4 protein-coding genes (1 of these 4 cut by a window edge) are annotated in these 14,842 nt (G+C 66.2%); all 4 read right to left on the bottom strand.

The annotated features are described in order from the left end of the window. Tightly spaced (each overlapping or abutting the next), the 4 genes in view from ACZY1I_RS20120 to fadD26 form a layout consistent with a single transcriptional unit that may run on beyond the window. On the bottom strand, window positions 1-2,971 hold the beginning of the coding sequence (locus ACZY1I_RS20120) for a type I polyketide synthase (RefSeq protein ID WP_463756223.1). Its footprint begins 3,560 nt before the window's first position; only the first 2,971 of its 6,531 coding nucleotides appear in the window; its start codon is at window positions 2,969-2,971; the stop codon falls past the left edge of the window. After that, entirely contained in the window at window positions 2,968-7,530 is a 4,563-nt protein-coding gene (locus ACZY1I_RS20115; protein WP_463756313.1) for a type I polyketide synthase, read from the bottom strand. Before ACZY1I_RS20115 ends, ACZY1I_RS20120 begins: the two co-directional genes overlap by 4 nt. Beyond that, on the bottom strand, window positions 7,527-13,100 hold the full coding sequence (locus tag ACZY1I_RS20110; RefSeq protein WP_463756222.1) for a type I polyketide synthase: 5,574 nt from the start codon (window positions 13,098-13,100) through the stop codon (window positions 7,527-7,529). The genes ACZY1I_RS20115 and ACZY1I_RS20110 overlap by 4 nt, the downstream gene beginning before the upstream one ends. Then, window positions 13,097-14,842, bottom strand: coding sequence for a long-chain-fatty-acid--AMP ligase FAAL26/FadD26 (gene fadD26 / locus ACZY1I_RS20105; RefSeq protein WP_463756221.1), 1,746 nt, complete (start codon window positions 14,840-14,842; stop codon window positions 13,097-13,099). Before fadD26 ends, ACZY1I_RS20110 begins: the two co-directional genes overlap by 4 nt.

Raw genomic sequence — 14,842 nt, 5'->3', positions numbered from 1 at the left:
GGTCGCCGGTAGGGGCAAAGGTGTCGGTTGCGGCTGCCAACGCGACCTCGGCGTAGGCCGCCCCCGGCAGCACGACGAGATCGTCGATGACGTGGTCCCCGAGCCACAGCAGATCGGGGTCGAGTTCGCTTTCCCATACCCGGGTGCCGTTGGTGGGGTCGGTGACCCCGATGCCGAGCAGTGGGTGCGTGTCGGCCCTGTGGAACGCGGCCGAAGTGGTGCTGATCCAGTGCTGGGTGTGCTGCCACGGGGTGGTGGGCAACACCGGGTGGGGTTCGGGTGGGTGCGGGGTCTGGGGAGGGCGGGTCGTGTGGGCGGTGTTCAGGTTGGTGTGGAAGGTCAGGGTGTCGTGCGCGTCGCGCTGCAGAGTGCCGACGCTCAGATAGTTGTCGGTCCCGTACGCGCTCGTGAGGGTGTCGCTGATCGAATGCGTCAGCAGCGGGTGCGCGCTGACCTCGATGAACGTGTGATGGTCAGCCCCCGCACGTGTGACGGCCTGGTGGAAGCGCACCGGGTTGCGCATGTTGGTCGCCCAGTACTCGGCGTCGAAGACCGCGTTGCTGCGCAGGTCGGCGTAGGTGGTGGAGATCATCGGGATGGTCGGTGGCCGCGGGGTGAGATCGGCCAATTCCGAACGCATCTGGGGTTGCAGTGCGTCCATGGCCGGGTTGTGCGGGGCCACCTCGATGTTGACCCGGTTGGCGAAACCGCCCTGCTGGCGGACCTTGTCGATCAGCTCGTCGATCAATGCGGTCGGCCCGGAGATCACGCTTTGGCGCGGCGAGGCATAGATCCCCAGGGTCACCTGCGGGTAGTCGGCGATCAACGCCTCGGTGGCCTCGGCGTCGAGCTCCAGCAACGCCATGGTGCCCTGCCCGGACAACGGCGCCATCAGCCGCGATCGCGTCGCGGTCACCCGTAGCCCCTCCGCCGGTGTGAGCGCCCCGGCGACCACCGCGGCGGCCACTTCGCCCATCGAGTGACCGATCACCGCGTCGGGGATCACGCCGTAAGAGCGCCACAGCGCGGTGAGCGCCAACTGGATCCCGATCACTCCCAGCTGGATCTGCTCGATGCCGACGAGTTCTCTGCCGCCGGCGATCGCGTCGTGCAGCGAAAACCCAGCCTGGGCAACGAAATCCGGCTCCAGTTCGGCGACCGCCGCGGCGAACGCGGGCTCGTCGGCCAGCAGTCGGCGACCCATCCCGGCCCACTGCGATCCTCGTCCGGAGTACACGAAAACGGTGCCCGGTCCGACGGCGCCGTCGCGGGGGGCGACGACACCGGGGGCGGCTGCACCCGCGGCAAGTGCGCGCAACCCTGCCACCGCCTGGTCGCGGTCGACGGCGGCCACCGTGCCGAACTTGGTCTGGCGCGCCCGATGATGACTGAGGGTATGGGCGACATCGGCCAGCGGCACCTGCGCGCCGGGTCCTGCCATCCAGTCGGCCAACACCGCTGCCGTTGCGGCCACCCGCTGCGCGGACTTGCCCGACACCACCAGCGTCGACAGCGCCGGATCCGGGTCGCACGGAACCCGCACCGGGTCGGGTGCCTGCTCAATCACCACGTGCGCGTTCGTCCCGCTGACGCCGAATGACGACACACCGGCCCGGCGCGGACGGCCGGTGTCCGGCCAGTCCATTCCCTCTTTCGTGCCGTGCCCCGCAATCTGCAAACGGGTTGCGGCCTCACTGGCGTGTGCCGTCAACTGGTGGAAGTTGAGGTGACGAGGAATGTGCCCGTTGCGCACGGCGAGCACGGCCTTCATGAGCCCGGCGACACCAGCGGCGGCTTCGAGGTGGCCGACGTTGGTCTTGACCGACCCGATCACCAACGGCGGCGAACCTTCCCGATCACCGAAAACCTTGCTCAGCGAGTCGAGTTCGATGGGGTCGCCCAGCGGCGTACCGGTTCCGTGGGCTTCGACGTAGTCGATGTCGGCGGGCTTCAACTTCGACGACGTCAGGGCGGTGCGTAACAATGCCTGTTGTGCGGGGCCGTTGGGGACGGTGACGCCGCTGCTGGCGCCGTCCTGGTTGACCGCCGTGCCGCGCACCACGGCGAGGACGCGGTTACCGTCGCGCAGCGCGTCTTCCAGTCGCTTGAGCACCACCACGCCGGCGCCTTCGCCGCGGACGTAGCCGTCGGCGGACACGTCGAAGGTCTTGCATTGACCCTCCGGCGACAGCATTCCCCAGCGCGAGCACGCGATGCTCGGCCCGGGGGCCAACAGCAGGTTGGTGCCGCCGACCAACGCCATGTCACTTTCCCGCAGGCGCAGACTCTGGCACGCCAGGTGGACCGCCACCAACGAAGACGAGCAGGCCGTGTCGAGGACCACTGCGGGGCCGCGCGCCCCGAGGATGTAGGCGAGCCGTCCGGCAGCGAAATTCGCAGAGTTTCCGGTCGGGATGTAGGCGTCGAGGTCTTCGGGCCGCAATCGGCCGGCCAGCGTGAGCATGTAGTCGTAGGCGGTGACGCCGACGAAAACCCCGGTTTGCGTACCGCGAATGCTGTGCGGCGCAACGCCTGCGTCCTCCAACGCTTCCCAGGCGACTTCGATGAGCAGCCGCTGCTGCGGGTCCATTGCCGCCGCTTCGCGGGGGGAGATCGAGAAGAACTCCGCGTCGAACTCGTCCGGTTGCCAGCTGGTGAGGAAGCCGCCGTCCCGGCTGCAGATGGTGCCTGGGACGGTGTGATCGTCGGTGTAGTACGCGTCGGCGTCCCACCGGCTGGCGGGGACTCGCACGATGCCGCTTCGACCGTCGCGCAACAACTCCCAGAACTGCTCCGGGTTGTTCACGCCGCCCGGGAACCGGCACCCCATGCCGACGACCGCGATCGGTTCGGTGCCGGCTTTTTCGGCAATCTCCAGGCGCGCGCTGAGATCGTCGATCTTGCGTAGCGCCTCGGTGATGATCGCCCGGCGGTCCGGCTGGGGGGCAGTCGGGCTGGTCCCTGTGCTCATCTCAGCCTCTCCGAAAGCTGCTTCAGCAACTCGTCTTCGCTCAGATCGTCGTAGACGTCGTCGGGCTGATCGGAGGCCTGCTGTGTAGTCGCGTCGACCAATTCAGGCTGAATGACCAATTCAGGCAGCACAGTGGCGAGGTAGTCGGTGAGTCCGTACACGGTCGGATAGTCGAAGACGACAGACGCCGGCAGAAACTCGCCGAGGCTGTCCGACAGCGCCCGCTGCAGCGTGACACTCATCAGTGAGTCCATGCCGAGTTGGAAGAAGCCGGTCGAGGGGTCGAGCGTTTCGTTGGCAGGCATGCCCATGACCGAGGCGGCCAGGGTGCCGACCTGATCGAGCAACAGGTCGTGGCGCCGTTGTGCGTCGCAAGCCCGCAGCGCTTTCCGAAATTCGCTTTCCGGCAACGTGATGTCGTTCGGTCGCGGCAACAGGTCGTCGATGACGCGCAGCGATCCACGGGTGCGGAACGCCGCCGCCAGCAACGACCAGTCCGCGGCAACCACAGCGCTGCGTGGTGCGGCGTCCGAGCCCATAACGAAAGGCAAAGCGCCGATGGCGATTTCGTCATCCATGGGCTGCAGCCCGGATTCGGCGCTGACCTGGCTGGCAGCACGCTGCGCGTCGGCGAGCGACTTCCACAGACCCCAGTCGACGACGGTGGCCGGCAGCCCCATAGTGCGGCGCGCATAGGCGAAGGTGTCCAGGAAGGCGCTGGTCGCCGTGTAATGCGCTAGCCACCGGGAGCCGAGCAGGCCCGAGATGGAGGAGAACAACACGAAGTGGCGCACCGGGTCTGTCGAAAGTTGTTGCAGCGAAAGGCGATGCAGCAGTGCCGCGGCGTCCAGCTTGGGACGGAACATCGCGGCGACGTCGTCGTCACTCATCTCGCTGAGCAGCACCGGCCCGCCCGCGAAGGCGGCCAGATAGATGCCCTCGAGGGGCGGTAGCTCGGTGCCGAACCGGTCGAACAGCGCGCTCATCGCGGTGGCGTCGGTGGCATCGGCGGCCACTTCGACAAGATTGGTCCCCGTTGCGGCCAACTGCTGGGCCAGTTCCTGGAGCGAACCGGGTTTGCGGGCCACGGCGATGACCGTCTTGGCTCCCATCCGGGCGAGCTGCCGGATCAGGTGCGGTCCGAGATTGCCGGTCGCGCCGACGACCAACTGGCTGGCGTCCGGGCTCAGTTTGACGGCGGCGGGCGCCTTGGGGCCGCGCCAATGCAACCTGGGCACGTGGCGCACACCCGACCGGTACACCACCTGATCCTCGTCGCCGGCAGCGTTGGCCGCCGCCAGGATCTGGCGTACCGCCAACTCCGGGGGCATCGAGTCGTCCAGATCGATCAGCCCGCCCCAGATTTCAGGATGTTCCAGGGCGAGTGAGCGACCCAGACCCCACAGCACCGCGTGGCCCGGATTCGCACGATCACCCGGGTTGATGGGTTGGGCGTTGCGCGTGGCGATGAACAGCCGCTGTGGTGCGCCGGTCGCAACCATTGCGGCGGCCAGCCTGCGCGCGTGATGAAACAGCTGATAAGCGGCGGCGATATCGAGTAGGTCGGCGGATACGGGCGGTGCGTAGAGCACGTTGTCGACGCCGCGCAGCGCTTCGTGCAGCGCCGTGTCGCTATCGGCAAGCGCCGCCGCCCGGGCATCGGCGGCCAGGACCATTGCGGCGGTCAGTGCCGCATCTGACGCCACCAGCCAGGTGTCACCGCTCAGTGGGGCGGGGACCTCGGCGGCGCTGGCCGGCCAGTCCAGTTGATAGCTCCAGGCTTCAACGGTGTCCACGCCGTGTGGTTGGTCGTTGACAGCAATCTCGTTGCGGCCCTGGTTTTCCGGAGCGGCTGAAGGCTGCGTGTTGTCGATCCAGTACCGGGTGTGCTGCCACGGCGTGGTGGGGATCGCGGGGTGCGGTTCGGGTGGATGGGGGAGGTCCGGCGCTCGGACCGTGTAGAGGTTGGTGCGGAACACGACGGTGTCGTCGGAGTCGCGTTGCAGCGTACCGATGTTGGCGACATCCTGCTGGGTGTCGCCGAGGGTGTCGCTGATGGCCTGGGCCAGTAGCGGATGTGCGCTGATTTCGATGAAGGTGTGGTGCGTGGTGCCGGCGCGGCTGATGGCTTGCTGGAAGCGCACCGGGTTGCGCATGTTGGTGGCCCAGTGCTCGGCGTCGAAAACCGAGGCCTCGTCCAGGGTTTCGTATGTGGTGGAGATGATGGGGATAGTCGGGGTCCGCGGCCTGATATCGGCCAGCTCGGCACGCATCGCAGGTTGTAGCGCGTCCATAGCCGGATTGTGCGGGGCGACTTCGATATTGACCCGGCTGGCGAAGCGGTTCTGCCCGCGGACGCGGGTGATCAGTTCGTCGATCTGCGTTGTGGGCCCGGAGATCACCGTTTGCCGTGGTGAGTTGTAGATGCCCACCGTCACCTGGGGGTAGTCGGCGATCAACAGTTCGGTGGCGGTGGCGTCCATGCCCAGCATGGCCATGCCGCCCTGACCGGACAGCGGGGCCATCAGCCGCGACCGGGTTGCGGTCACCCGCAGCCCCTCCGCGGGGGTCAATGCCCCGGCCACGACGGCGGCGGCCACTTCGCCCATCGAGTGCCCGATCACCAGATCGGGCTGTACTCCGTGAGAACGCCACAACTGAGTCAGGGCCAACTGCATACCGATCAGACCGAGCTGGATCTGCTCGATGCCGACCAACTCTTTGCCGTTGGCCAGCACGTCGTGCAGCGAAAAGCCTGCTTGCCGAACGAATACCGGCTCCAGTTCGGCGACTGCGGCAGCGAAAGCCGGCTCTTCCCCCAGCAATCTGCGGCCCATGCCGGCCCACTGCGACCCGCGCCCGGAATAGACGAACACCGTCCCCTGCTTGACTGCACCATCCCGGCATCCGACCACACCGCTGGCATGCTGGCCGGTAGCCAAAGCGCGCAAACCCGATATGGCGTCGGTGTTTTCGCGGGTGGTGACGGTGGCGACTTTGCTGTGCCGGGTGCGGTGATGATTGAGCGCGTGCGCGACATCGGCCAGGGCGACCTCCGAGCCCGGGCCCTCCAACCAATCGGCCAGCGCCCCAGCCGTCGTTGCCACCCGCTGTGCCGTCTTGCCCGACACCACCAGCGTCGACACCTCGCTCAGTCCGGTTACCGGCGTTGGGTCGGTTGCCAGGTCCGGGCCCTGCTCGATGACGACGTGCGCGTTCGTCCCACCCAGCCCGAACGATGACACCGCGGCCCGGCGTGGCCCCGTAATAGTCGGCCACCGGGCGTTCTCCGTCGGGACGAAGAATCGAGTGGACGCCGCGTTGATCGCCGGATTCCATTGGGAGAAATGCAGATTCGGTGGAATCTGGCCGCGTTGCACAGCCAGCGTGGCCTTGATGAATCCCGCGATCCCAGCCGCGGCTTCGAGGTGGCCGAGATTGGTCTTCACCGCTCCCAACGCGCAGGCGCCGTCGCCCCGACCGTAGGTCGTTGCCAGCGCCTCGAACTCGATCGGGTCGCCCAGCACCGTGCCGGTGCCGTGAGACTCGACGTAGTGCACGCTGTCGGGCGCCACGTCGCTGGATCGCAGGGCGTCGGCGATCACGTCGTGTTGGGCCGCGGTGTTCGGTGCGGTCACACCGTTGGAGCGGCCGTCCTGGTTGACCGCGGAACCGCGCACCACGGCCAGTACCCGATCGCCGTCGCGCACCGCGTCGGTCAGTCGCTTGAGCACCACGACGCCGGCTCCCTCGCCGCGGACGAATCCGTCGGCGGAGGCATCAAAGCTGGCGCACCTGCCCCGTGGGGAGAGCAATCCCCATGCTGAGATGGCGATTTGAGTTTCGGGGCGCAGCGTGATGCTCACGCCGCCAGCCAGCGCGACGTCGGTTTCGCGAAGTCGCAGGCTTTGGCAGGCTAGGTGCACCGCCACCAGTGACGACGAGCACGCGGTATCTATCGCGACCGCCGGGCCCCGCAGTCCCAACAGGTACGAGATGCGTCCCACCGTGATGCTGTGCGCATTGCCGGTCCCGGTGTAGGCGTTCACTCGGTCCAGGCTGCTGGCCAGCATGGACTGGTACTCGTTGAAATAGACGCCCATCATGACGCCGGTGCGGGAGCCCGACAGCGAATCCGGTGGGATGCCGGCATGTTCGAGCGCTTCCCACGCCACTTCGAGGAGCATCCGCTGCTGTGGATCCATGGCGGCGGCTTCGCGCGGGGTGATCCCGAAGAATTCCGCGTCGAACCCCGCGACATCCCTGACGAAACCGCCCCACTTCGTCGTCATCCGCCCGGGTGTCAGCGGGTCGGGATCGAAGAGTGCGTCGGCGTCCCAGCGATCGCCCGGCACCGTCGAGATGGTGTTGCGGCCGTCGACCAGTAGGTCCCAGAAACTCTCCGGCCCCGCGACGTCACCGGGGAACCGGCAGCCGATACCCACCACGGCAACCGGTTCGGCCACCGCGATGCGGGAGATCTTCTCGAATTCATTGGTGAGCGCGGCGCGTTGTTGCGCGCTCATACCGGAAATTCGGCTGAAAGCCGTTCGCATCAGGCAGGCCTTTCGGCCTCGGACGCCGTCGATTCGATGCGGTCAAAGAGGCTGTCCAAAATGCTGCCTGCCGAGGCGGATAGCGCCGCCATCTCGTCTTCACGCGAATCCGGTTCCGGTGCAACGCGATCGACCAGGTATGCGGACAACGCGGCGACGGTCGGATGATTGAACAGCATGATCGCCGACAACTCGATGCCGACGAACTGTTCGGCTTCGCGCTTGATCGCCATTGCCATCAATGAGTTGAGTCCGAGCTCGGCGAACGGACGGTCGTTGTGCAACTCGGTCTCCGGCACCCGGAGTTCGCGCGCGATGACGGCGCGCAGGCCGCCTTCGAACTCTTCGCGTAGCTCTGCTGTCGTCAGCTTCGACCAGTCGCGCTCCGGGATCAGGTAGTTGTCGCCGACAGTGGATCCGTCCGCGCCGGCGGGTACCGGCACGACCACCGCCTGCGCGACGTCATAGCCGTCCGCATGCTCCCAGGCGGTGAATGCTTCGGTGGGCGTGATGTCGCGTGATCCCATCCGCTGCAGTTCGCCGGTGACGATCTCGGCGTCGACGGCGAATCCGAGTCCGCGCCACGCCACCCAGTCCAGGCTCATGGTGTGGCAACCCTGCCGGTGGCGGGAACGTGCCAGAGCGTCCAGGTAGGAGTTGGCTGCGGCGTAGGAACCCTGACCCGGAATGCCGAATAGTCCTGCGGCAGAAGCGGTCAAGAAGAAGAAGTCCACGCTGCCGGGCGGAAATGCCTCGTGCAGCACCTGCCCGCCGCCGATCTTGGACCACACCACGTCGCGCACGGCGGCGTCGGTCATGGTCGCCACCAGTTGGTCGTTGGTGACGCCGGCGGCGTGCACGATCCCGCGGATCGGTGCGGCCCCGTCCCGGTCCCGCCGGGCCAGCAACGCATGAACGTCGTCGTGACGCCCGACGTCGAGTGCGACCGGTTCGACTGAAACACCACGCATTTCGAGAGCGCGAATCGCGTCGATCTTGCGCCGCAGCCCTGAGCCGAGAGTGTCGAGGCCCCAGTCCCGTCGTGGTGGCAAGGGTGTGCGACCGGTCAGTACAAGCCGACGGGCCCCGCGGTCGGCGAGCCAGTCGGCCGTCAGCAGGCCGAGCGCTCCCATGCCTCCGGTGATCAGATACGCCGCGTCGGGACGGCATTGCACCGGCTTGCGAAGCGGCGCCCCGGACAGTGGCGTCAATGCCGCCGCAAGCACAGAGTTGTTGCGCAGCAACAGAATTGATTTGGTTGGCGTCGCGAAAAGTCTGGCGAGCAGATCGGCGGGCGGGTGAGCGGTGAAAGCGTCGGCCGCGACATCGACCAGCCCGCCCCACAGATCGGGATGCTCGGCGGCAATGACGCCGGCTAGACCCCACAGGAAACTCTGCCGCAGCGCCGACGGAATTGCCGACTCGTGCACACCCCGGGTGACGATCCACAACGACACGGGCTCGGCACGCCGTGAGAGCGTCCGCACCAAAGTGGTGACCTCGGCGCAGACTCGAACGGCGTAATCGACGTCGGTCTCGGCGGGGTGGGCCGGAGCGGCGGCAGCCACATACAGCACGTAGCGCGCATCTGCGACGTCACCCGGTTCGAACCCGTGCTGCCTCAAGTGGCGTCCCAGCGTCGAGCGGTCGTCGTCGATGACGGCCAGCGTGCCGTGCGGCACGTGCGCGCTGATCAGATCGGCACGAGGTTGCCAATCCAGAGTGTGAACAAATTTCGTTGCGTCCGAGTGGAATTGTGAGCGATCCTCGCCGGAGGGGGCATCGCTGGACTCAAGCGCCCGATATCGCAGTGACCGCAGGGACACCCACGGTGCACCGCCGCGCGGCGACACGGTGATGTTAACGGTGACGCCCGCTGCGTTCCGGTTGATGTGTTCGAGGGTGACCGAGCCGCGGGATTCGGTGACGGTCTCGCCCAACCACACCTGGTCGATGCCGGCCGGCACGTAGAGTCGCACATCGTTGATGTCCGACAACGCGCCAACGTGAACGGCCGCGTCGAGCAGCGGCCCCGCGCATCCGTCGGGCAGTGTGTCAGGTAACCCGATCGCGGCTTCGAGCCCGGCTGGCGTCGAATCCCACGAATCCAGGGACCATTTGAACGGCAGGCCATCGACGCCGCGCAGCGCGAGCTGCTCGGTGACATCGGGAACATCAGCACGATTCTGACGGTGACCATTGGTGTGCCCGTTGGTCTTGTACCGGGCGCTCATCGGTCGGACGGCCGAGGCGGCCTCGGAAAGTCCGGACAGCGTCGCCGTCACATGCCGGGTCCAACGATCCGACGGCGCGTCGCCCGCGGTCGGACTCGACGACAGGCTGATCGAATGCTCGTCGGCGACAACCTGGATCAGCCGAGACTGGTCAGCAAGGATTGGCTGCTCGAAGCGCACGTCGGAAAGTGCTGAGTAGCCCAATTCGCTTGCTGCGGTGAGGATTGTGTGCAGAACAATGGAGGCAGGGACCACCTCGGTGCCGTGGAACCGATGCCGCCCCCGGTATGGCTTGGCCTCCGGCGCCAGCCGGGCCTGCCAAAGATGCGAGGCCGGCGTTCCTTCGACTGTGCTGACCCTGCTGTGCCGGCCGAGCAGCGTACCCGCCAATGGTGCCGAAATAGCTGCGCCCGCTAAGCGTTTGGCGTTGATCCAGTGCCGGGTGTGCTGCCACGGCGTGCAGGGGATGGGCGGGTGCGGCTCGGGCGGATGGGGGGTTTGTGGCGGGTGAGCGGTGTGCACCGTGTTGAGGTTGGTGCGGAAGGTGATGGTGTCGTCGGTGTCGCGTTGCAGCGTCCCGATACTGGTGTATTTGATGCCGTGCTGTGCGGTGTGCAGGGTCTCGGTAACGGCTTGGGTCAGCAGTGGGTGGGCGCTGATTTCGATGAAGGTGTGGTGCTGGTCGCCTGCGGCGACGATGGCCTGTTGAAAGTGGACGGGGTTGCGCATGTTGGTGGCCCAGTGGTGGGCGTCGAAAACAGTTGTCTCGGAGACATTTTCGTAGGTGGTGGAGAGGATGTGGATGGTCGGGGTGCGGGGCGTGAGGTCGGCGAGCTCGGTGCGCATGGCGGGCTGCAGCGCGTCCATCGCGGGGTTGTGCGGGGCGACTTCGATGTTGACGCGGCTGGCGAAGCGGTCGCGGGCGCGCACGGTGGCGATGAGCTCGTTGATCTGCTCAGTGGGCCCGGAGATCACCGTCTGGCGCGGTGAGTTGTAGATACCCAGGGTGACTTGTGGGTAGTCGACGATCAGCGCTTCGGTGGCCGGGGCGTCGAGTTCCAGCAAGGCCATGGCGCCTTGCCCGGACAGGGGGGTCATCAGTCGGGATCGGGTGGCGGTGACGCGGAGTCCTTCGGCGGGGGTGAGTGCTCCGGCCACGACGGCGGCGGCGACTTCGCCCATGGAGTGGCCGATGACGAGGTCGGGTTCTACGCCGTGGGAGCGCCACAGTGTGGTCAGGGCGAGTTGGATGCCGATCAGGCCGAGTTGGATCTGTTGGATGCCGAGGAGTTCTTTGCCGTTGGCCAGCACTTCGTACAGGGAGAATCCGGCGTGGGTGAGGAAATCGGGTTCGAGGTCGGTGACGGCTTGGGCGAAGGCAGGTTCGTCGGCCAGCAGTCGGCGGCCCATGCCGGCCCATTGGGATCCGCGTCCGGAGTAGACGAAGACCGTGCCCGGTCCGGGGGAGCCGTCTTGGGGGCTGACCACGCCGGGCGCGGGTCGGCCGGCTTGCAGCGCGCGCAAACCCGCGATCGCCTGCACACGGTCCCGGCCCACCACGGTGCCGAATTTGCTCTGTCGTGATCGGTGGTGATTGAGGGTGTGGGCCACGTCGTCCAGCGCCACCGTGGCGCCGGGCCCCTCCATCCAGTCGGCCAGCACGGCGGCCGTCGCCGCGACTCGCTGCGGCGTCTTACCGCCCACGATGAGCGTCGAGACCGGATCGGCGGATCGACTAGCGGCGGCAGCGACATCCTGCGACTGCTCGATCACCACGTGCGCATTGGTGCCGCCGAACCCGAACGATGAAACACCCGCTCGCCGCGGACGGCCAGTGTCCGGCCAATCTATCTGTGTATCAACAACTTTCATCCGCAAGTCGGTGAAAGGAATGTGCGGGTTGGGGCTCTCGAAGCGCTGATTGGGTGGAACTTGGCCGCGCTGTACGGCCAGCACCGTCTTGATGAAGCCGGCGATCCCGGCGGCCGCCTCGGTATGACCGAGATTGGTCTTGACGGCGCCGATGAGCAGGGGAGCGTCGGCGGCGCGGCCGCGGCCCAGTACCGCGCCCAGTGCGCGCGCTTCGATCGGATCGCCCAACAGCGTTCCGGTGCCGTGCGCTTCGACGTAGTCGACCTCATTGGGTTGCATGCCGGCATGGGTGTAGGCGGCTCGCAGCACTGCCATCTGAGCCGCCGGATTGGGTGCCATCAGACCGTTGGAGCGACCGTCCTGATTGACCGCCGACCCGCAGATGACCGCAAGTACCCGGTCGCCGTCGCGCTGGGCATCAGTCAATCGCTTGAGAACCACCACCCCGGCGCCCTCGCCCCGCACAAATCCGTCGGCGGCGGCGTCGAATGCACGGCAGTGACCGGTCGGCGACAGCGCCCCCACCTGGTCGAAGCCGCGAAATACCGCCGGAGACAGCAGCAGATTCACGCCGGCCGCGATCGCCAGATGCGAGTCCTGGGTTCGGAGGCTCTGGCAAGCCAGATGAATTGCCACCAAAGACGATGAGCACGCCGTGTCGATTGCGACGGAAGGCCCGCGCAGGTCCAGGAAATACGACAGTCGATTGGCAATGATGCTCATCGCGCCGCCGGTGTTGCTCCACCCATCGATCTGCGCGAGATCGGTGGAAGCCATGGCTCCGTACTCGCTCAGGCAGGATCCGGCGAACACGCCGGTCTGTGAGCGCCGCAACGAGCTGGGGGGAATTCCCGCGTGCTCCAACGCCTCCCACGCGACTTCCAGCAGCAGTCGCTGCTGGGGGTCCATCTTGTCGGCCTCGCTTGGAGAGATCTCGAAGAAGTCCGCGTCGAAAGCGTCGATGTCGGGCAGGAAGGAACCCCATCGCGTGGTGCGGGACAGCACCGCCTGCGCTTCCGGGGAGCCATCGTCGAAAAGGCGCCAGCGTGCGTCGGGAACCTTTCCGATCGAGGAGCGGCGGTCAGCGATGAACTCCCACAACGCATCTGGGCCGGAGATGCCGCCAGGAAAACGGCACCCCATGCCGATGACAGCGATTGGCTCCTCGAGTGAGTTTCGGACTGGACGGTTTAGCGCCACCGCCGACTCCGGGTCCGGTACCGGCGAGGTGAGATAAGCGGCCAGAGCATTGATCGTCGGGTGCTCCCAGAAGTCGATCGGGGAGACCGTCTTGCCCAGCAATTCGGTCAGCTCGCCGGACAACACCACGGCGTCGCGGGAGCTCACGCCGAGGTCGGCCAACGATAGATTGGGATCGACTTCGTCGGGCGTGCAGCCGATATTGGTTACGAGGTAGTCGACAAGCCAGTGCCGGAGATCAGCTTCACCGTCAATGCTTCCCGTCATACCGTCACGTCCAGGCGTTTGAATCCGTCGCTCCGATAACGTTCGACGCACGCGGAACGCCGGACTTTTCCGCTGGTGGTGATGGGAATCGAGCCGGGTGACACCAGCACGAGATCTGAGACCCGAAGACTGTGTGACTTCGAGATCGCCGAGGTGACTTCACGCTTCACCGAGCGGAGTTTGAGCATGGCTTCTTCGGCGGTTCCGCGGCCATTGAGCTCGATGATCGCCACCAATTGCTCGGTGATGTCGACGGGGACGGATATCGCAGCGACCCGCCCGCCGGTGATCTCCTGGATTGTCGCCTCGATGTCGTCGGGGTAGTGGTTGCGGCCGTCGACGATGAGCAAGTCTTTGATGCGGCCCATGATGAACAGCTCGCCCTCGGACAAGACTCCCAGGTCGCCGGTGCGCAGCCAGGGACCCTCCGGGATGCCCGGTGTCGGGTCGACGATCTTGCCGTTGAACGTGCGAGCGGTCTGATCCGGCTTCTGCCAGTAGCCCAGAGCCACGTGGTCCCCGTGCACCCAGATCTCTCCGACCTCGCCCTCGAGGTTTTCCATCCCGGTGTCCGGGTTCACGATCTGCACGGCAGTGGGGTCGGGCGAGCCGTAGCTGATGAGTTCGGTGCCGCCTGATCGCTCGGTGCCGCACCGCTTGGCCTGGCCGGCGGCCAGGTGCTCGTAATCGAAGCGCACCGTGCTGGGGGCAGTCTCGGGCTCGGGAGACGCCACGTAGAGAGTTGCTTCGGCGAGTCCGTAGGAAGGTCGAACCGCAGCCGGGTTGATGTTGAACTTGGCGAAGCGCTCGGTGAACCGCTGGACGGTCGCGACGTGGATCCGTTCACTACCGCTGACGATTCCGAGGACATCGCTCAGGTCGAGTCCTGCCAAGTCGTCGTCGGATGTCCTGCGCACCGCCAATTCGAAGGCGAAATTCGGCGCCGCGGAAAAGCATCGGGGGTTGGTGGCGAGCAGTTGCATCCAGCAGGCCGGGCGGCGCAGAAATGCCATGGGGCTGATCAACACCGTGCCGCGGTCGGCGATCATCGGTGCGCAAATGCCGAGTATCAGACCCATGTCGTGGAACAGAGGCAGCCACGAGACGATCGATTCAGGGAGTTTGTCGAGATCGCCGAAATAGCCGTACAGGCTTTGCGTGACATTAGAGATGACGTTCTTGTGTGAAACAATCACGCCCGCCGGCGTGCGGGTCGATCCGGAGGTGTATTGAAGATACGCCGGGCCGGTTGACAGCCGCCGGACAGCGAGCGACTCCTGCGGCGAATCGAGGTCAAGCAGGTCCACCTCGATGATGAATGGAGCCGGCTGGCCGTTTCGAGCGCTCGCGTATTTCGCCACGTCCGTGACCACGGACGATGTGGTCAGAATTGCGACTGGCCTGGAATCCCGCAGTACCGCGGAAACTCGGTCATCGTGGATCCCATATTGTGGTGTCGACAGCGGCACAGCGATAAATCCCGCCTGCAGTGCGCCTAAGAACGCGATCACATATTCCAGACCCTGTGGCGCCAAGATCGCGACCCGATCGCCGGGCGAACCGCAGAGTTTGAGTTCTTCGGCGATAACGCACGCGCGTCTGTAGGTCTGCGACCAAGTCAGCGTCTCAGCAAAACCTTTTGGATCTAGTTCGTAATCGATGTATGTAAAAGCGGTGTTGTCAGCCTGCTCGTCGGCCCGATGTTTCAGCAAAGCGGGAAGGGAACCGTCGGTCACCGGCAT

This window comes from Mycobacterium sp. IDUB_37, from assembly GCF_055419245.1.
Note: the sequence above shows the minus strand (reverse complement) of the source record. Positions and strands in the feature narration are given on the sequence as shown.